This window comes from Hymenobacter sp. B1770 (assembly GCF_049896385.1).
GTDB lineage: Bacteria > Bacteroidota > Bacteroidia > Cytophagales > Hymenobacteraceae > Hymenobacter.
Map to the genome: position 1 here is coordinate 37,073 of NZ_JAFCUF010000002.1, position 19,945 is coordinate 57,017.

At 57.7% G+C, this 19,945-nt stretch carries 16 protein-coding genes; 11 read left to right on the forward strand and 5 right to left on the reverse strand.

Annotated features, from left to right (window positions below; genetic code table 11):
* Nucleotides 1–6: 6 nt before the first annotated feature.
* Nucleotides 7–3,051, reverse strand: a complete 3,045-nt coding sequence (locus tag ACP7AJ_RS04165) for a SusC/RagA family TonB-linked outer membrane protein (RefSeq protein WP_426058935.1) — start codon at nt 3,049–3,051, stop codon at nt 7–9.
* 1,061 nt (nt 3,052–4,112) lie between these two features.
* Between ACP7AJ_RS04165 and ACP7AJ_RS04170 the strand changes: the two genes are divergently transcribed.
* From ACP7AJ_RS04170 to ACP7AJ_RS04220, 11 genes are all read left to right on the forward strand, one after another.
* The gene (locus tag ACP7AJ_RS04170; RefSeq protein WP_426058936.1) at nt 4,113–4,580 is read left to right on the forward strand and encodes a hypothetical protein; all 468 of its coding nucleotides are present in this window, start codon (nt 4,113–4,115) and stop codon (nt 4,578–4,580) included.
* An 83-nt stretch (nt 4,581–4,663) separates the two neighbouring features.
* On the forward strand, nt 4,664–5,779 hold the full coding sequence (locus tag ACP7AJ_RS04175; protein ID WP_426058937.1) for an alpha/beta hydrolase-fold protein: 1,116 nt from the start codon (nt 4,664–4,666) through the stop codon (nt 5,777–5,779).
* 344 nt (nt 5,780–6,123) lie between these two features.
* A complete protein-coding gene (locus ACP7AJ_RS04180) occupies nt 6,124–7,548 on the forward strand; it encodes an anthranilate synthase component I family protein (RefSeq protein WP_426058938.1) in 1,425 nt (474 codons plus the stop codon).
* Between the two features lie 53 nt (nt 7,549–7,601).
* Nucleotides 7,602–8,171 carry an anthranilate synthase component II gene (locus ACP7AJ_RS04185; RefSeq protein ID WP_426058939.1) on the forward strand — a complete coding sequence of 190 codons (570 nt, stop codon included), beginning with the start codon at nt 7,602–7,604 and terminating at the stop codon, nt 8,169–8,171.
* An 80-nt stretch (nt 8,172–8,251) separates the two neighbouring features.
* Entirely contained in the window at nt 8,252–9,247 is a 996-nt protein-coding gene (gene trpD / locus ACP7AJ_RS04190) for an anthranilate phosphoribosyltransferase (protein ID WP_426058940.1), read from the forward strand.
* Nucleotides 9,248–9,299: 52 nt separating this feature from the next.
* Nucleotides 9,300–10,124 carry an indole-3-glycerol phosphate synthase TrpC gene (gene trpC, locus ACP7AJ_RS04195; RefSeq protein WP_426058941.1) on the forward strand — a complete coding sequence of 275 codons (825 nt, stop codon included), beginning with the start codon at nt 9,300–9,302 and terminating at the stop codon, nt 10,122–10,124.
* Between the two features lie 14 nt (nt 10,125–10,138).
* Nucleotides 10,139–10,879 (forward strand): phosphoribosylanthranilate isomerase, encoded by a 741-nt coding sequence (locus ACP7AJ_RS04200; RefSeq protein WP_426058942.1) that lies wholly within the window; start codon nt 10,139–10,141, stop codon nt 10,877–10,879.
* Nucleotides 10,880–11,010: 131 nt separating this feature from the next.
* On the forward strand, nt 11,011–12,207 hold the full coding sequence (gene trpB, locus ACP7AJ_RS04205; RefSeq protein ID WP_426058943.1) for a tryptophan synthase subunit beta: 1,197 nt from the start codon (nt 11,011–11,013) through the stop codon (nt 12,205–12,207).
* A gap of 48 nt (nt 12,208–12,255) precedes the next feature.
* Complete coding sequence (gene trpA, locus ACP7AJ_RS04210; RefSeq protein ID WP_426058944.1) at nt 12,256–13,038, forward strand: tryptophan synthase subunit alpha; 783 nt, start codon at nt 12,256–12,258, stop codon at nt 13,036–13,038.
* A gap of 216 nt (nt 13,039–13,254) precedes the next feature.
* Complete coding sequence (gene aroF / locus ACP7AJ_RS04215) at nt 13,255–14,259, forward strand: 3-deoxy-7-phosphoheptulonate synthase (protein WP_426058945.1); 1,005 nt, start codon at nt 13,255–13,257, stop codon at nt 14,257–14,259.
* 258 nt (nt 14,260–14,517) lie between these two features.
* Nucleotides 14,518–15,234, forward strand: a complete 717-nt coding sequence (locus tag ACP7AJ_RS04220) for a phenylalanine-4-hydroxylase (protein ID WP_426058946.1) — start codon at nt 14,518–14,520, stop codon at nt 15,232–15,234.
* 131 nt (nt 15,235–15,365) lie between these two features.
* Here ACP7AJ_RS04220 and ACP7AJ_RS04225 read toward each other — a convergent pair whose 3' ends face one another.
* From ACP7AJ_RS04225 to ACP7AJ_RS04240, 4 genes are all read right to left on the reverse strand, one after another.
* Nucleotides 15,366–16,238, reverse strand: coding sequence for a dienelactone hydrolase family protein (locus ACP7AJ_RS04225; RefSeq protein ID WP_426058947.1), 873 nt, complete (start codon nt 16,236–16,238; stop codon nt 15,366–15,368).
* 75 nt (nt 16,239–16,313) lie between these two features.
* Nucleotides 16,314–17,645 (reverse strand): ABC1 kinase family protein, encoded by a 1,332-nt coding sequence (locus ACP7AJ_RS04230; RefSeq protein WP_426058948.1) that lies wholly within the window; start codon nt 17,643–17,645, stop codon nt 16,314–16,316.
* A gap of 280 nt (nt 17,646–17,925) precedes the next feature.
* A complete protein-coding gene (locus ACP7AJ_RS04235; RefSeq protein ID WP_426058949.1) occupies nt 17,926–18,555 on the reverse strand; it encodes a TetR/AcrR family transcriptional regulator in 630 nt (209 codons plus the stop codon).
* Nucleotides 18,556–18,617: 62 nt separating this feature from the next.
* Complete coding sequence (locus ACP7AJ_RS04240; protein WP_426058950.1) at nt 18,618–19,943, reverse strand: cryptochrome/photolyase family protein; 1,326 nt, start codon at nt 19,941–19,943, stop codon at nt 18,618–18,620.
* Nucleotides 19,944–19,945: the final 2 nt, after the last annotated feature.

Below are 19,945 nucleotides of genomic sequence, written 5' to 3' on the forward strand. Positions count from 1 at the left end.
TGGGAATTAAAAGCCGAGAGCAAGGCCCAAGGTATAGGTGCGGGCCCGGGGATAAAAGTTGGTATCGATGCCGAACGTGGCCGGGGCCCCGTTGGTGCCAGGAGATGCAACTTCTGGGTCGATGCCAGTATACTTGGTAATCAAGAAAGCATTCTGCACGTTGCCAGTTACGCGCAACGTGGAGGCGCCTAGCACTTTGCCAATATTGTAGCCGAGCGATATGTTCTCGCAACGCAGGAACGAAGCGTTCTGTACGTAGTAGTCCGAGAACAGCTGCTGACGCGTAAAGCCCGTGTTCAGAACGTCGGGGTTCAGGTTGCTAACAAAGTTGGTCGAGCCCTGGGCGTTGGCATAGGTGCCGAGGCCAGCGGCGTTGGTGTTGTACACGTAGTTGCCAACATTGCCACGCAGCGTGAAGGCGAAAGTAAACTTATTGTACACCACGTTCGAGCTAAAGCCTAAAGTCACCAGCGGAGCGGGTTGCTTGTAGTAATAGTCGCCGGCATCGGTGTTGGAGCTGTTGCGGGCGCTGTTAGCATACAGGCCCTGAATTGGCCGTCCATCGGGGCCGTAAACTTGGCGGCGAACGTAGAAGGTGTTGGCAGGCTGGCCCACCGTGTTGATTTGAATGGTATTGCCAGTGCCGCCACCAATGCCACCCACATTGTATCCGGGGAAGCCCTCTGGCTGCAGGCCCAGGTCGGTGATTTTGTTGACGTTGTAGGCGCCGTTCAGGTTCACGTCCCAGGTCAGGTTCTCGCTGCGGAAAACACCGTAGTTGAGGCCCAACTCAACGCCGCGGTTGCGCAGCGAGCCGATGTTGGCATTCAAACGGTTGGTCAGGTTCGAGCCGGCTGACTGGTCAACCTCGGCCAGCAGGTCGCTCGCCGTGCGCTGGTACACGTCCAGCGTAGCCGTGAGGCGGTTGTCCAGGAAGCCCAAGTCCAAACCGGCGTTGTAGGTGTTGGTGGTTTCCCAAGTGAGCACCGAGTTGTAGCCTTGTGCGCTATAGGTAAGGCCAGGAGCAGTAGAGTTATTGCCCAAGGGGTATTGCGAAGTAGAAGTGCCCACCACGTAGCGCGGCTGCGTGTCGTAGACACCGCCGATGTCTTGCTGACCCGTGCGGCCGTAGCCGGCCCGCAACTTCAGTTCCGACAGGGTGTTATTGTCTTTCAGGAAATCTTCGTTTTTGACGCGCCAAGCCAGACCCAGGGCCGGGAATATGCCGCTCCGGTAGCCCTGGCGGAAGCGTGAGGTGTGGTCATTGCGCACGGTGGCCGTCAGCAGGTACTTGTCCCGTACGTTCATCGTGGCCCGGCCAAAAAAGGATACCAACACATACTTGTTGTAATAGCCGGGCAGGCTCAGCGTCTCGCCACGGGTAACGAGGGTGTCGCGGTTTGAGCGGTAATCCAGGAAGTTAGGGCCCTGGGTCACAAACGACTGGTAGGCATGGCCCGCCTGCATGTCGAACTTCGTGCCGCCCAGCTGCTTTCCGTAAGCCAGATAGGCCTCCATCAACTGCATGTCTTTGTCTTGCGCATACTGGCTGAAGCGGCCGCTCAGGCCGGGGTCTGTAGAAACCTCGTAGTTGCCAAAATCATTGGGCGAAATAACGTTGTTGCCACGTCCTCGCGAAGCATCCAAGCCTAGGTTGAGGTTGGCACGCAGGCCTTCAACGCCATGGACTTTGTAATCCAACTGCACGTTGCCGATCAAGCGCTTCACGTTGCTGGTGTTGTTCGAGTTGTTGATGGCCGCCACGGGGTTGGTGGGAGCATTACCCAGCGGAGCACCGGTGGTGGGGTTCAGGAACTGGAAATAGCCGCCGAAGCGAGAAAACTGAGCTTCGTTGGAACGCACGGGCTGCGTTGGGTCATATTGGCCAGCGCCGGCTACATAGCCATAGTCGACAAAGCGGTTGTCTACCACGCTGCCTTTGGCGTTGATGTCGATGCGCAGCCGGTCGTTGAGCAACGTAGGCGTGAGGCTTACCGAACCCGTGTTCCGCTTCAACTGGTTGGTGATGACGATACCCTCTTGATAAAGATTGCCATAGGAAACGCGGAACGGCACTTTGGCCACGCTGCCAATCAGGCTGACGGTGTTGTCGAAGGTGCCAGCGGTCCGGTAGATCTCATCCTGCCAGTTCGTATTGGCAGTACCGAGGGTGGCGATTTGTGAAGGAGACCCGTTCTCTTGAATCTGCCGCCGGAATTCATCGGTCGAAAGCGTCTCGTAGCGCCGTGCTACCCGCGATACACCCGTTTGCGAGTTCACTTCCACGCGCAGCTTCTCTCCCTGCAGGCCGCGCTTGGTGGTGATAAGGATAACGCCGCCCGAAGCCCGGTTGCCGTAAATGGCCGTGGCCGAAGCATCCTTGAGCACGGTGAAGGTTTCAATGTCGTTGGGGTTAATTAGCGAAAGTGGGTTCGACGCGCCGCTTATGTCGCCCTTATCCACCGGCACACCGTCAATGACATACAGCGGGTCGCTGTTGGCATTGAGCGAGGAGTTGCCGCGGATGCGAATGACACTGCCAGTACCTGGCGCACCGCCCGCTGTGGTGATGCTCACACCGGCTACTTTGCCCTGAATAAGCTGCTCGGGGTTGGTAACCTGGCCTTGCACAAACTCGCGGGAGTCGACCGTAGCCACAGAACCGGTCACGTCTTGCCGGCGCTGCGTACCGTAGCCTACTACTACTGCTTCGGAAAGCTGCGTAGCGTTTTCAATTAATCCGGCTGATACTTCAGTGTTTTGGCCGGCCACTACCGTCACCGGACGGCGAACGGTGTTGTAGCCCACAAATGAAATAACCAGGGTCTGAGGACCGGCCGGCACGTTCTGAATGCTGTAAGTGCCATCTACATTCGACGAGCTGCCCAGCGAAGTGCCTTCGATGAGCACAGTTGCACCTGGAATACCTTCGTTTTTGTTATCGGTGACCCGACCGCTAATGGAGCCAGTTTGGGCATAGGCACCCGAAGGAAATCCTAGGCCGGCGAATAATAGCAGAAACAGTAGTTTCGCTAAATAAGGGTGTTTCATGGGAAACGGAATTTGGTGAGAATTGTGAGTGGTGGGAGAAATAGAAAAATGGGAAACGGCGTGCATGTTACCAGGCAATAGCATCTAAGCCTGTTTTGGCTGGACTTTTGTCCTATAGGATAGTCGACCAGGAGCAGTGAAGTAGCCGGTCGAAGCGAGGCATCTACGCAGGGAGTTCGGATTGGTTAAATCCGTTGGCTTTCTAAATAAGGAGGTCGAGCTTATTGCGAATTATGGTCTTTTGAAGCCCAAAGCCATTTAAAATGCGCGTACGGATAAGACTTATGACTTCGGTATATTATGCGCAATCGTTTGCAGCAGAATGCGCTGTTATGAGAAGGCCTAGTAGTTAAGCGTCCTTGCAGTCCGGCATAGCTAATCTAAGATAGATTCACGCTAACATCAATAAGTTAGGGCACAAAGTCGAGCAAGTAAAGTAGTTGTAAAGGTAATAATCAGTTAATCAGTGTATTGTTGAAGGGGTAGGCAGCTGTTCTCAAACAGAAATGCACCAATAAAAACAGTGAAATTCGAGGCTATTCAAGTTGGAATTGTGGTGTGACTTACTATGTTAATTCTCGAACAGTGGGCACTTTCGACAACAATTCAAGTAAAAACATTGTGGCTCATTTTTAACATAAAATATTGATAGATAGTATTTTGCTGAAAAAGATGTTTAAAGCAGTTTCCAGATAACTAACACTAGAACCAAGTTTAAGGAAAAGGGTCTGTCTAACCTCGCCCTCGACATTCTATAATTGAACTAAGACTAGGACGCTTTATCTTGGAGCAATAGTATTGTGGCTGATACAGCAGCTGGCCAAAGACCTTGCAAGGCCAATCTGTGCTTGTTACTTTTGGCTTTTCCTTAGATGATGAAAAAGCGGTTACTGCTCATTGTTTTGCTCTCTGTAGCCACCACGGCTGGCGTGCTCGCGCAAAGCCGGTCTGGTTCGCGGAATTCTGCTTCCAAGAATAGTAAATCGGGTACTGGTGTCGGTTCGTCACAAAGGCGCTCTAACGATGATGGCCAACCCGAAGTCTTTGTTGGAAAAATCAAGTTGAACAAGCCTGTAATAGTCTATTACGAACAAGCGGCTCCGGGTAAGGCCGTGCAGCAGCTCATCATGGCTGAGGAAAACCTGGGCCTGCTCAAAACCCTGGACCTGGAGGAGCTCATCAATCGGCGCGAAGTGTTTGTTGATGGCCTGAGTAACCGCGCCCTGCCCGGAAGCGACGACGCCAAATACCGCCTGCTTGGCACCAGCGCCGTGGCCGAGGACACCCGCCGCCCCGCCGGCGACGGTCGCAGCTTCTACTCCCGCCTGAAAGTGCCGGCATCTGGGCTTTTGTACGTAGTGCTTGAGTCAGCCGAAGAATATCGGCATTTCGTGAAAGGGCCGCAAAAAAAAGGCTCGTTTCTGGATTTCCAATCCAACGGGTTGCCGGGCATTGATTCGGTAAGGGCCGTATACACGCTGCGCAAGATGGACTCGGCTGAGCAAGGCGCCGGCGCAACAATTCGGTAGCGGCAGCAGGAGTGAAGGCAGCCTGGACTCTATACTTTGCTACTTTTCTTGCCGCGGTAGCTGGGCCCGCCAACGCCCAAACGGTGTTGAAAATAACCCGCGTGCCGGCCAACACCCCGCCTGGCGATAGCCTTTTTGTGGCCGGCTCCTTCAACATCTGGAACCCCCGTAATCCGGCTTACAGCCTGACCAAAAATCCTGACGGCACTTACCAGATAACCTTGCCTGCTTCGCTGGGCCCGGTCGAGTACAAGTTCACCCGAGGCAGTTGGGACAAATCCGAAACCGGCGCTGACAAGCAGCCTCTGCCCAACCGCCGGGCCAACCTGCAGCAAGCGGCCGTCATTTCCCACGAAGTATTAGCCTGGAGCGAGCCGGGCGCGGCCCCTGCCAAGAAGCAGACCGCCTCGCCGCAGGTGCACACCCTCAGCGACAGCTTCCGGATTCCGCAGCTGGGCCGCACGCGGCGGGTGTTGGTTTACTTGCCCGTGGACTACGCCAACAAGCCCAAAAAGCGCTACTCCGTGCTGTATATGCACGACGGCCAGAACGTGTTCGACGCTGCCACCAGCTACAGCGGCGAGTGGGGCGTAGACGAAACCCTCGACAGCCTACGGGCTGCCGGCCAAGACCCGAGCGGCTGCATTGTAGTCGCCGTCGACAACGATAACCAACACCGGTCCGACGAGTACATTCCCTGGCGCAACGCCGAAATCAAGGCCGGTGGCCAGGGCGGTGCCTACGTCGATTTTTTGACCCTCACCCTCAAACCTTACATTGACACCAAGTACCGCACCCGGCCCGACGCCGCGCATACCGGCATTGCAGGTTCCAGTTTGGGCGGGCTGATATCGGTGTATGCCGCCCTAAAATACCCGCGTGTGTTCGGGCGGGTTGGGGCTTTTTCGCCGGCCTTCTGGGTTTGTAATGATTCTTTAAAGGCCTTTGCTAAAATGCACCCTGCGGCCTCCACCACCCGGTTTTACTTCGTGTGCGGCCCCAAAGAATCCGAAACCATGCTTCCGCTCATGGCAGCTTGGCGCAACAACCTGCGTAACCAGGGTGTGCCTGCGTCCAACATGTCGTTCCGCGCGCCTGCCGATGGCCAACACCGCGAATGGTTCTGGCAACGGGAGTTTCCGGCGGCTTATCAGTTTCTGTTTCGGCCAGCGGCAGCGAAAACGAAAGCAGCCCAGTAAGTTCAACAGCTGCCGGGTAAGTGTTTTGCAATAATGACGAAGATGCCGGAGAGTAGCTGCGAAGCTTGCAATGCTTTTTGAGTCGCGTTGCTGGTGTTTTAATAAACTTGCTTTATATTTGCGACGCGTTTCAGGAAAACGCTTTCCAAAATATGACCTTACATCGTACTTCTCAGGCTTGGTGGTGGCAGCTCCGAAACATCGGACCGGACTGCCTGTGCTCCTAGTGAAGTCACCTTTGATTTTGCCTTTGACCACAAAAGCCCGGCCACTAGCCGGGCTTTTTGCATTTTATTCCAGCCAGGACTTTCCCTCGGCCTCCTTCGTTCAACCCACGCTCCCCAGTGACTTACCAACTCACCACTGCCCACCGCCGCCTTTTGGCCGATACCGTAACGCCGGTGGGCCTCTACCTGCGCTTGCGCGACCAGTATTCCAACTGCCTGCTGTTGGAGAGTGCCGATTACCACGGCCAGCAGAATGCCTTTAGCTACCTGGTATGCGAGCCGATGGGCACGTTCGAGCTGCGGCGCGGCGGCGAGTTGCGCCAGTCGTTTCCCGATGGTCGGGTAACCACCGAGCAGCTCCACGAGCCACGCCAGGCCCTAGCCGAGCTACGGAAGTTTGCCGCCGCGTTTGTGCCCGATGCTGGCGCTGCCAAAATGCCCTTCATTAGCACCGGCCTTTTCGGCTACATGGGCTACGAGGCGGTGCAGAGCTTTGAAGACGTGACCTTCGACGCGGCCAAAGTGCCGGCCGGCGATGTGCCGCTCATCCGCTATGGCGTGTACCGCTACGTCATTGCCTTCAACCATTTCCGGCAGGAGCTGTTCCTGTTTGAGCACGGCGTAGGCGGGCAGGGAACCGAGAACAACGGCCTCGACCGCCTCGAAAACCTGGTGCGCAACCCCAGCGTGCCGGTATTCAACTTCGCCACGGTAGGAGAGGAGGCCAGCAACCAAACCGATACCGAATTTCTGGCGCGTCTCACGCAGGGGCAGGCCCATTGCATGCGCGGCGACGTGTTCCAGATTGTGCTCTCGCGCCGGTTCCAGCAAGGTTTTTCGGGGGATGAGTTCAACGTATACCGTGCTCTACGCTCCATCAATCCATCGCCCTATCTGTTCTACTTCGACTACGGCGACTATAAAATTTTCGGGTCCTCGCCCGAGGCCCAGGTGCTGGTGCAGGGCCGCGAAGCTAGCCTGTTTCCCATTGCCGGCACGTACCGCCGCACCGGCGACGACGCCGCCGATGCCGCCGCCGCCCAGCGCCTGGCCGCCGACCCCAAAGAAAACGCCGAGCACGTGATGCTGGTTGACCTGGCGCGCAATGACCTGGCCCGCCACGGCACCGAAGTGAAAGTGCGCACCCTGCGCGAAATTCAGTTCTACTCCCACGTCATTCACTTGGTCAGCCACGTCACGGCCCAGCTCGACGAGGGCACCGACACCCTGCAAGTGGTGGCCGACACCTTCCCGGCCGGCACGCTCTCAGGCGCCCCCAAACACCGCGCCCTGCAGCTGATTGATGGGCTGGAGCCCACGGCCCGCGGCTATTACGGTGGCTGCATTGGGCACCTGGGTTTTGATGGCAACTTCAACCACGCCATCATGATTCGCTCGTTTTTGAGTACCGGCAACCAGCTTTATTTCCAGGCCGGCGCCGGAGTGGTAGCCGCTTCCAGCGTGCAATCGGAACTGGAAGAGGTACACCACAAGTTGGGCGCCCTACGGGCCGCTCTCAAGGTTGCCTCTGATGTTAAGTAAAAAGAATCTCATGCAGAGCCCAGCGAAGCATGACGAGTTACTAGCCCCGCCCCATGAAAATTCTTGTTCTCGATAACTACGATTCTTTCACCTACAACCTGGTGCACCTGCTGCGTGAGTTGGGCCACGGGGCCAACCTTACCGTGACCCGCAACGACCAGCTGCCGCTCGAAGCCGTGGCAGCCTACGACGCCATTATGCTCTCGCCCGGGCCCGGCATTCCCGCCGAAGCTGGCCTGATGCCGCAAATCATCAAAACCTACGCACCTACTAAGCGCATTCTGGGCGTGTGCCTGGGCCATCAGGGCTTGGCCGAAAGCTTCGGCGCTACTCTATATAATATGCCTGCGGTGCTGCACGGCGTGGCCAACGAGGCGGAAATAACCGCTCCCGATGAACGACTTTTTGCCGGCCTGCCACCGCGCTTCCAAGTAGGACGCTACCACTCCTGGGCCGTGCGCCCCGAAACCATGCCCGCCGAGCTGGAAACCACAGCCCGCGACGCCAACGGAGAAGTACTGGCTTTCCGCCACCGCCAGTTCGATGTGCGGGGCGTGCAGTTTCACCCGGAGAGTATTTTGACCGAGCACGGCCACAAAATGCTGGAAAATTGGTTGAGTTAAGTAGATGCACGAGAAAGGTTGAGTGGAAGTGCAAAAAGGTCGACAAGCTCAGCATGACGGTACAGAAAGAAGATTAAGCCTTGAAACACATCCTCAACAAATTATTTGACCATCAGCCCCTGACCCTGGTCGAGGCGCACGCCGCCATGCGGCAGCTGGGCGAGGGCGGCGCCAACCCTGCCGAAACGGCTGCCTTCTTGGCTGTGTACCGGATGCGGCCTATCACGGTGGCAGAGCTGGCGGGCTTCCGCCAAGCCTTGCTCGACCTGAGCCGCGACCCGCAGCTAGGCACTCACGAAGTCTTGGATATTGTGGGCACCGGCGGCGACGGCAAAGACACCATCAACATCTCTACCCTGGCTTGCTTTGTGGTGGCCGGGGCGGGCGTGCAGGTGGCCAAGCACGGCAACTTCGGGGTGTCATCGGTGTGCGGAGCTTCGAATGTGCTGGCACATTTTGGGTACGACTTCGAGGCCAGCACCGACCAGCTGCGTCGGCAGCTGGAGCAAGCAGGAATCTGCTTTTTACACGCGCCAGCCTTTCATCCAGCCATGCGCCATGCCGGGCCGATTCGCCGTGAGCTGGGCTTGCGCACCTTCTTCAACATCCTAGGGCCATTGGTGAATCCGGCCCGCCCGGCTGCGCAGCTCCTGGGCGTCTTCAGCCTTGAGCTGCAGCGGCTTTACCACTACCTTATGCAGCCCACGGGAACGCGCTACGCCGTGGTGCACGCCCTGGATGGCTACGATGAGCTGGCTCTGACTGGCCCTGCCAAAGTGGTTTCCTCCCAAACCGGCGAGCATATGATAACGGCCGAAACGTTGGGCCTGGCCGCCTGCGCTGCCACTGACCTCGCCGGCGGCAGCACGGTTGCCGCCTCGGCCGGCATCTTCAAGCAAGTGCTGGACGGTGGCGCCACGCCCGCCCAACGCAATGTAGTAACCGCAAATGCCGCATTGGCTTTGCAGTGCGCCCGCCCGGGCCTGAACTGGGAAGACGCCCTGGCCCAAAGCCGCGAATCGCTGGATTCGGGTGCCGCCCGGCGTGCTTTTGAAACGATGCTCGCGACCCAATAACTAACCGGTAGTCCTGATAACCGACCGCCTACTAAGAACCGACCCCGACATTATGTCTCAGCCTACCATCCTGCAAACCATCGTCGCACACAAGCGAAAAGAGGTGGCCACCCGCCGCGACCTGGTGCCCGTCAAGCTGCTCGAAAGCAGTTTGTATTTCAAGTCGAAGCCGCTGTCGCTGCGGCAGTACTTGCTCCGTGAAAACGGCAGTGGCCTTATTGCGGAGTTCAAGCGCAAATCGCCTTCCAAGGGCTGGATTAACCAGTATGCGCCCGTAGAGCGCACCACGTTGGGCTACATGCAGGCCGGCGCGGCCGCGTTGTCTATCCTTACCGACGCTGAGTTTTTTGGCGGCAAAAACGAGGACCTAACTATTGCTCGTCGCTTCAACTTCTGCCCCATTCTACGCAAGGACTTTGTAGTGGATGAGTACCAAATTCTCGAAGCCAAAAGCATTGGGGCCGACGCTGTGCTGCTCATTGCCGCAGTGCTCACGCCCGAAGAAATCAAAACCCTGGGCAGCCTGGCGCGCTCGTTGGGCCTCGAAGTACTCCTGGAGGTGCACGATGGCGAAGAGCTGGCCCGCTCCACCAACGCCGATGCGGTGGATTTGGTGGGAGTCAACAACCGTAACCTGCACGACTTCAGCCTGAGTCTCGACACCTCGCTGGAACTGGCCGCAGCAATTCCTAACGAGTTTGTGAAAGTATCGGAAAGTGGTATTTCCAGTGCCGCCGCTATTGGCAAACTGCGCGAGGCGGGTTACCGGGGCTTCCTGCTTGGAGAAGCCTTCATGCGCCACGCCCGCCCCGAACGTGCCTGCGCAGCCCTGGTGCAGGAAATCGCGGCATTGCCAAAGCCAGCTCTCATTTCCTAGCCAGCAGCCAACCCATGAAAACGCCCCGACACTTGCCTGCTGATGTTGCCCTCACGGCCGGTCTGCCCGCTACGTTTGGCCAGCCGCAGTCGGCTGGCGTAGCGGAGGAAGCGTCGCGGCTACTGGTGAAGGTGTGCGGCATGCGCGACGCGGTGGCCCTGACAAACGTGGCCGAGCTAGGCCCCGACTTTCTGGGTTTCATTTTTTCGCCGGCTTCCCCGCGCTTTGTGGGGGAGGCGCTGGCTCCCGAACGAGTGCAGAACCTGCCCGCGAACATCTGGAAAGTGGGTGTTTTTGTGAACGAAGCAACCGAAACAATTCTAGCTATTGCCGCGCGGTTTGGGCTCGGGGCCGTGCAGCTCCATGGCCAGGAGACCCCCGCGCAATGCGAAGAATTAAACGAAGCCGGCCTGCTCGTTATGAAAGCTTTTTCGGTGGGCAAAGCGGTTGATTTTGCGGCTTTGCTGCCCTACGTGCCGCATTGCGACTTCTTTCTTTTCGATACCAAAGGCGCGGCTCCGGGCGGCAACGGAGCCGTTTTCGATTGGGATTTGTTGAAGAGCTACAACCTGCCGGTGCCGTACTTCCTGGCCGGTGGGCTGGGGCTAGAGCACGCCGCTGAACTCTCCAACTTGCGTCTCCCTGGCTTGGTTGGAGTCGATTTGAATAGCAGCTTCGAAATTGCACCCGGGGTGAAAGACGCCGGTCGGGTGGGGCAGATGTTGGCTGCTTTGCGGTCTAATGCAACTCGTTGAAAAAATCCTGATAACGTCATGCTGAGCTTGCCGAAGCATCTCTACCGCTTCGTTAGGGCCGTTGCAACGAAGCGATAGAGATGCTTCAGCAAGCTCAGCATGACAGTTCTACAATAAATCGATAATAGCCCATGACTCCATCCTATCAGCAACCTACAGCTCGCGGCTACTACGGCGAATTCGGCGGCGCCTTCATTCCTGAAATGCTCTATCCTAACGTGGAAGAGCTGCGCACGCGCTACCTGGAAATCCTGGCCGACCCGGATTTTCAAAACGACTTGCAGAACCTGCTGCGTGACTACGTGGGTCGGCCCACGCCGCTCTTCGAGGCCAAACGCCTTTCCGAGGTATATGGCACGCGGGTGTTTTTGAAGCGTGAGGACCTTTGCCACACCGGAGCCCACAAAATCAACAACACCGTGGGTCAGATTTTGCTGGCGCAGCGGTTGGGCAAGAAGCGCATCATTGCCGAAACGGGAGCCGGGCAGCACGGTGTGGCCACGGCCACTGTCTGTGCCCTGATGGGCCTGCCCTGCGTGGTGTATATGGGCGCTATCGATATTGAACGGCAAGCTCCTAACGTGGCCCGCATGCGCCTGCTGGGCGCCGAAGTGCGCCGCGCCGAAAGCGGCAGCCAAACCCTGAAGGATGCCACCAACGAGGCCATCCGCGACTGGATTGCGAATCCTGTAGATACGCACTACATCATCGGTTCGGTGGTGGGGCCGCACCCGTACCCGGACTTGGTGGCGCGCCTGCAAGCAGTTATCAGCGAAGAAATGCGGGCCCAGCTGCTGGAGAAAACCGGCACCGAACTGCCCAATTTTGTGGTGGCCTGCGTGGGTGGTGGCTCCAATGCAGCCGGAGCATTCTATCATTTTCTAGACGAGCCTTCCGTGCGTTTGATTGCCGTGGAGGCAGCGGGGCACGGCATCAATTCCGGTCACTCGGCAGCCACGTCGGTGCTGGGCACACCGGGCATCATTCACGGCAGCCGTACGCTGCTTATGCAGGACGAGCACGGCCAAATCACGGAGCCTTACTCGCTGAGCGCTGGCCTGGACTATCCGGGAATTGGGCCGCTGCACGCCCACTTGGGCGCTTCGGGCCGGGCCGAGTTTATATCCATCACCGACGACGAGGCCCTGAAGGCCGTGAGCGAGCTGAGCCGCCTGGAAGGCATTATTCCGGCGCTGGAAACGGCCCACGCCCTTTCGGCCCTCAGCCAAATCGGTGCAGGCCCCAACGATGTGGTGGTAGTCAACCTCTCGGGCCGCGGCGACAAGGACCTGGAGACCTACCTGAAAAACATGGACAAACTCATCTAATATTTCTCGCGGCGGTTCTCTTCCGCGAACCGCCGCGAGAAACTCCTCATGAAGAACCGAATAAAAGATGCCTTTGCGAGCAAGCAAAACCTGCTCAACATGTACTACACCGCCGGCTACCCTGGCCTGCACGACACCCTGCCACTGGCCAAAGCGCTGGTAGCCGCGGGGGCCGACATCCTGGAAATAGGCATGCCCTTCTCTGACCCGCTGGCTGATGGTCCGGTCATTCAGCGCAGCAGTTCGGCGGCTCTGGCCAATGGCATGAACCTGCCGGTGCTGTTTGGGCAGCTGCATGAGCTGCGCGCCGCCGTGCCCGAAACGCCGGTCCTGCTCATGGGCTACCTCAACCCGGTACTGCAATTCGGCATGGAAGCTTTCCTGAAAAAAGCCGCCGAAGTGGGCGTCGATGGTCTGATTTTACCCGATTTGCCACTGGACGAGTACGAAGAGATGTACCATCCCATGTTCCAGAAATATGGCTTAAAGGCAGTTTTCCTCATCACACCGCAAACATCGGAGGACCGTATTCGCCGGCTCGACGCGCTGTCCGAAGCCTTTCTCTACTTGGTGTCGGGCCCTGGTACCACGGGCGGCACCACGCTTCCCGACGTGGAGGCCCAGCAGGCGTATTTCCAGCGCATCACGGCCATGAACCTGAAGAACCCGCGCCTAATCGGCTTCGGCATTGCCGATAAGACTGGCTTTGACCGTGCCTGCGGGCACGCCGACGGTGCCATTATCGGCTCAGCCCTCATTCGGGCACTGGAAGACACCGATGATGCACCCGCAACGGCTGCAAGATTCGTGCAAGGCATCAAGCAAGTATAACAACTCCTAACAAATCATTCAGAACGTCATGCTGAGCTTGATGAAGCTCCCTACTGCTTCGGCCACCCTACGTCTGTCCTGCTGACGAAGGAAGCATCTTATTCCCACTGATCGAATCGTTCGGACATGAGAGGATGCTTCGCTAGCTCAACATGACGGCTTGGTTGAGATGCTCCGATAGGCTCAGCATAACGTTCTTTTTTCTCCTGTAAATCCGTGATAATCCAACTTGAAAATGCTGCCGTTGTGCCGGCCATAACCGAGCATATGAAGCAGCAGGGCTACAAAACCACCGAAGTCACCACCCAACACGCACACTACCTGGTGGCGATAGGGAAGAAGGACTTCGACATCCGCACTATTGGCCAGTTACCTGGCGTGCGCGACGTACACCGCGTATCCGACGATTACAAGCTGGTGAGCCGCAAGTGGCGCGTCAAGCCTACCGTGCTCGACCTCGGCGATGGCGTGACGATAGGCGAGGGCACCTTGGCGCTGTGCGCCGGCCCGTGCAGCATCGAGAGCGAAGCTCAGATGGAGAAGGTGATGACGCACCTAGTGGAAAATGGCGTGCGCCTGATGCGCGGCGGTGTGTTCAAGCCCCGCTCGTCGCCGTACTCTTTTCGCGGCTTAGGAATGGAGGGGTTAAGGCTGTTTCACAGCATGGCCCGCGAGCGCGGCATCAAAATCGTGACTGAGGTGATGCAGGTATCGCAGGTGGAAGAAATGCACGATTTTGTTGACGTGTTTCAGGTTGGAGCCCGCAACACGCAGAACTTCAACTTGCTTGATGCCCTAGGTGGCGTGGACAAGCCAGTAATGATTAAGCGTGGTATTTCCGGAACCATTGAAGAGCTACTGTCATCCGCCGAATACGTTTTCTCGGGGGGTAATGAGAAACTGATTCTGTGTGAGCGGGGCATCCGCACGTTCGAGACGGCCAGTCGCAATACCCTGGACTTGAATGCCGTGCCTATTCTAAAAGAAAAGAGCCACCTGCCCGTAATTGTGGACCCCTCGCACGGCATCGGCATTCGGGAGTATGTACCGGCCATGGCCTTGGCCGGCGTGCTGGCTGGGGCGGACGGCATTGTGTACGAAACGCACGAAACGCCCGAGACGGCGGCCTCGGACGGCCAGCAGACATTGAATTTTGATGAATCAGCAAAGCTGGTTCGCAACCTGCGGCGCGTGTTTCAACTGCGGGGCGAGCTAGAGTAGATGGACTTAGCGGTTCAGCTTACTTAATAATTTAATTTTAGCTGCGCTTGTTTTTTCAAAAATGGTCCTTAAATTCGTTCCACTCATGCGCCACCAACTCGTCAATTGCACTGCGTTCCTAATTACTCGCCCCAAAAAGGGCAAGGTAGGGCTGCGTTTGGCGAACAGGAAGAAAAAGGCATGAAGCCGAAACTTCACTAGAAACCTTCGAAAGCCCGAATCCAACAGGATATCGGGCTTTTTTTTTGCCTAACTGCAATGTTAACCAAGCTCAACCCCGCAAACGCCCACGGCCAGGACCAACTGGTTTGGAAAGTTTTGTTTGACCGCCAGACGGCGCTGCTGCACCGGCGTGCTGCACCTGCCTTTGCTCAGGGCCTGGCCAAGCTGGGCCTGCGTCGCGATGCCATCCCGGATATCAGCGAGCTTAGCGCTACCGTGTTTGAGCACACGGGCTGGCAGCTGGCCCCGGTAGGGCGGCCGTTTGAGCCAGGAGCGTTTTTCGAATTGCTGGCCGAGCGGCGCTTCCCAATTGTGACCCGCATCCGGCCGATGCACGCGTTTGATTTCAGTCCGCAGCCGGATTTGTTCCACGATTTGTTTGGGCACGTGCCCATGTTGTTGGACGAGGGCTTGGCCGATTTTCTGCACATGCTGGGGCAGGCCTACTGCGCTCAGCCGGTGGGCTCGCCGGCGCGGGAGCAGCTGTGGGCGCTGTACTTCTTCACGGCCGAGTTTGGCTTGGTGCAGCACGAAGGGCAGCCGCGCTTGTACGGGGCGGGCCTGTTGTCGTCGGCAGGCGAAATCCACCACTGCGTGAATGAGAACACACCGCGGGTGGTATTCGACCTGGCCACGGTGCTGCGTACGCCCGTTACGGGCGAGCGCTACCAGCAGCAGTATTTTGTGCTGCCCGCTTGGGAGCAGCTCACCGAGTGCGTGGCCGAGCTGGCCGGCATGCTGGCCTTGGCGTAAGGTATTGATTGCCTCGTACTGCTCTCTTTCAGATAATAAAGCCTTAATTAAGGCTCGCTTATCACTAAGCGAGCAAAAGAAAAGCCATCCTAACTGGGATGGCTTTTCTTTTGCTCGCCCCAGTAGCAGTGCTAGGCTTTCAGCTTGAATTTCGTGCGTAGGTAGTTAAGGGATTGGGCATGCGCCTTGGCCGCATATTCCTTGTTGAACTTTGGGTTGGAAGGGTTAGCAAACGCGTGGTCAGCGTCGTAGCTCTCAATGGTGACCTTCTTGCCAGCGGCCGTCATATTCTTCTTAAACTCAGCGACTACTTCGGGGTTAATCCATTTGTCCTGGGTAGCGAAAATAGCCAACACGTCTGTGTTCAGGGTTTTGAGTTTGGCCACGTCCTTTTCGGGCATGCCGTAATACATTACGCAGGCCACGCTCTGTTTGCCGCCAAGGATGGCTTGCTGCAGGCTCCAACCACCGCCAAAGCACCACCCGATGCTGGCAAACTGAGCCTTGGGGCCCGCGTAGGCCTGCGCCCCTTTTAGGATGGCCACGGCGCGCTCCGATTTCACTTCGCCCATGTACTTGCCGGCTTCTTCAGGGGTAGTAGCTACTTTGCCATCGTACAAGTCCACGGCAATCACGTTGACGCCGGGCATTTCGGCGGCAAAAGTGGCAGCCTCTTTTTTGATGTAGTCGTTCAGGCCCCACCACTCGTGAATCACGAAAAGATACTTGTTGCTGGGCGTGGCGCTTTTGATTTCGAAGCCGCGACCAGTGCTGCCGTCCGAGGTTTTGAATTCAATATTTTGGCCTTCACCTTTAAACTCGAAGGGCAGCGGCGCGTCGTGGCCGCCCGAAAAATCTTTGTCAGCCGCCAGCATGGCAAATGCCTCCGTGGCCGAAGCCGATAAATTACCGGCAGGACGGGCGCAGCAGCTGGCCATTTTCTGGGCCGACGCCGAGAAGGTGAGGCTCAGAAGGGCCACCCCAAGGGTGAGTAATTTTTTCATTCAGAAAATAAGTTTGGGAATTGATGAGTGCGCTAACCGGTCTCTACTGCGGCACCGGCCCGCTCATCAAAAGCCTCACACCTCGTTTTGTTTTGTCGGCTTGTCGGCGAATCCCGTTTTCACGCGGGCCCGCAGCTCGGTGAGCAGCGCAAAAAGCCCCACGTAGGTCCGGTTGAGGTATATAAAGTGGGCCGAGCCCCGGGGCTCGCGCTGCTTCTTCAGCTCGGGGTCGGCCATTAGGTCGTCGCCGAGGGCGTAAAGGCTTTGCATATAGGCCGGGTCGCCAAAGTCGAAGTGCGCCTCGCGGAAAGGGCGACCAACCAGCTCCAGCGATACCCGCAGCGTGCGCAGATACAACGCACGCAGGGCCACGGGGTCGGTAGCGCGCAATACGTTGGCTTCAGTAAGCAAGGCTTCAAGCTTCTCCTGGTTGGCAAAGGTTTCGGGCGCCAGCAAGGCCGTGAATAGAGCCAGCACATCAACCGGCAACTCCTTCACGCAACCGAAATCGAGCACCCCGACCGTGCCGCCGTTGTCTTCCCGAAGCAGGAAGTTGCCGGGGTGTGGGTCGGCGTGCACTTTGTGCAGGGTGTTGAGTTGAAATTGGTAGAAATCCCACAGCGTTTGGCCCAGCTGGTTGCGCACTTCCTGGCTGGGGTTGGTGGCCAGAAATTCTCTGAGGTGCAGGCCGGGCAGCCAGTCCATGGTCAGGATGCGGGCCGCCGACAGCGCGGGGTAATAGGCTGGGAACTGCAGATGCGGAATGTGCGCGCAGCTGGCAGCCATTTCCTGGCCGCGGCGCAATTCCAGGGCGTAGTCGGTTTCTTCCAGCAGGCGGGCTTCTACTTCCTCCAGGTAAGGCCGCACTTGGCTTTCGTTGAGGCCCATCACGCGCAGGGCAATGGGCTTCACCAGGTTGATATCGGACTTGATGCTGGCGGCCACACCGGGGTACTGCACCTTCACGGCCAGCTGAACGCCTTTTTTGCGGGCCAGGTGCACTTGGCCAATACTAGCGGCCTGGCGGGCTTCGGGCTCGAACTCATCAAACAGCCCGAAGGGCGACTGCCCAAACGCGTCGCGGAAAGCTTTCACTACCAGCGGCCCCGAGAGCGGCGGCGTCTGGTACTGGGCTTTGGCAAACTGGTCGGCGTAGGCGGAGGGCAAGAGGTTCTTCTCCATAGCCATCATCTGGGCCACTTTCAGCACCGAACCTTTCATTTCGCTCAGGGCCCCGTAGAGCTCAGCGGCATTGGCGGCGTGCAGGTCCTCGGTGGTCGACTCGGCGCCCACGGCCCGCTTGGCGTAGTGCTTCACGTAGTTGGCGCCAACGCTGATGCCGGTTTTGGCAAAGCGGGCGGCCCGCGCCACCTTGGTAGTGGGCAGGGAGGTTTGGGGTTCGTCCATTAAATCAGGGAGGAAGAAGCTATAAAAAGCACGTCTTTGTGAAGAGCATTATGCTGGGCTTGCCGAACAGGATGTCGCCGTAGGAAAGCATCGCTACTGCTTCGTCTGCCTCGCATCTGTCATGCTGAGCCTGCGAAGCATCTTCTTACTCCACAAAGAATCGTTTAGTAAAAATAAGATGCTTCGTGCCTCAGCATGACAGCCAATAGAGTTTATTGCTGTGCAAGAGAATCTCAAACTCTGCTTAACATGACTTGCTGTTAATCATTTACACGCAGTGTTAGCGCCGCACGAGAAAACGCACGAAGTCAAAAGCCGAATCGAGAGTGTTGCGGCCCACTAAGTCAAAGCTCAGCGTGACAGCTTTCTCCACCGCAGCATCGGTGCGCTCAAAATTCACAGTGTCGTCTTTGGCAAAAAATCCCAGCACAAACAGCGCCTGCTGCCAGAAGAAGCGGGGGTAGCCCTCTTGCACCACAGGTCGGTTAGCGATTTCGCCGCTCACCCGGCCGGTCGCCAGCAGGTCGCTGACAAACGGTTCAAAGTCCTGACGGAAGTCGTCGAGCACGCGGGGCGAAAGCGCCGGCACGCGGCTCAACGAGCGGCGCAGGCTCATGAGGGCATAGGACCGGTTTTGCTTGAGGATTTCGAGCAGCGTGTAGTAAAAGGCCAGCAGCTTCTCGCGGCTGCCATAGCCTTCCCACACCGGCTCACTGGCCGCAGTAGCGCGTGCCTGCCGCCCAAAATCGGCCCACAACTCACGGTCGATGGCTTCGAAATTGGGATAGTACTTATAAAACTCCTGCTCCGCGATGCCCAATTGCTGAGTCAGCTTAAACACGGATTGCGGCGGGTGGCCTTCGTTGAGCACGAAGCTGAGATAGGCTTGTTTGATGCGGTCCTTTTCCATAGACTTACAACCGCTTCGGTACACCAACGGTTCGGCATCGTAGCGCGGACTTTTAGTCCGCGCTACGATGCCGCGGTGCGGGCGGCCCGAATGGCCTCCACGGCCCGTTCGCGGGCAAACCTATGCTCGACAATCGGAACAGGGTAGGCGCTGCTGCCTACTTCCGGTACCCAGCGCTTCACGTATTTCAGCTCGGGGTCGACCTGCGCCAGCTGGCTTTCCGGACTGTACACCCGAAACCAGGGGGCGGATATGGCGCCGGTGCCGGCCATCCACTGCCAGTTGCCCACGTTGTTGGCCTGCTCGTAGTCGAGCAGCTTGTCGGCAAAGTATTGCTCGCCCCAGCGCCAGTCGATGAACAAGTGCTTGACGAGAAAGCCCGCCACAGTCATCCTGACGCGGTTGGGCAGGTAGCCGGTGGCGTTCAGCTCGCGCATGCCTGCATCTACGAGGGGGTAGCCGGTGCGGCCCTCACACCAGGCCCGAAACTCGTCCTCGTTGTTGCGGTAGGGGATGTGCCGCATTTTGGGGTCGTAGGCTTCGGTGGCGGTGTTCGGGTAGTGCCAGAGCAGCACCATGAAGAAGTCGCGCCAAATACTTTCGGCCAGCAGCTTTGGGTTCAGGGCTTTGGCCTGGCGCATTACCTGCCGCACGCTGAGGGTGCCGAAACGCAGCTGCACCGAAATGCGGGCCGTGCCGTTTTGCAAGGCGGGCATGTTGCGGGTATTATGGTAGTTGCGGACCACGTCTTCGGCGGGCAGGTCGGCAGTGGGCACAAATTGCTCGAGGCGCTCGAACCCCATGCTGGCTAGGGTAGGGCGGAGGCCCGCTCCCGCTGTGGGTATTTGGTGTAGGTTTTCTGCTTTAAAAGCCTCCAACGAGCCAAAAGGAAGCAACAGGTCGTCGGTAAGCTTGGCCAGGTAGCTTTTGTGGTAGGCGCCAAAAACTTTGGGCACGGTGCCCGACTTGGTCGTGATTTCATCTTTGGCAAAGATGACATGGTCTTTATACAGCAGGAAGTTTACCCCATGCTTGCGCAGCATCTGGCCCACCGCGGTGTCTCGCTCGGTGGCATAGGGCTCGTAGTCTTCGTTGGCGTGAACGGCCGCGATTTCAAACTTTTGCATCAGTGTTTCCAACACCTCAATGGGCTTGCCATAGCGCGCCAGAAAGGTGCCGCCAGCTGCTTCAGTGGCCTGCGCCAGCCGTTCTACCTCGTCAAAAATATACGTCAGCCGGGCGTCGGCCTTGCTGGGTAAGTAGTCGAGAATGTCCTGGTCGTAGATAAACAGAGGCACCACCGGAAGCCCGCTGGCCAGCGCCGCCGCCAGCCCGGCGTTGTCGTGCAGGCGAATGTCGCGCCGGTGCCAAAAGACGCAGATTTTCATCT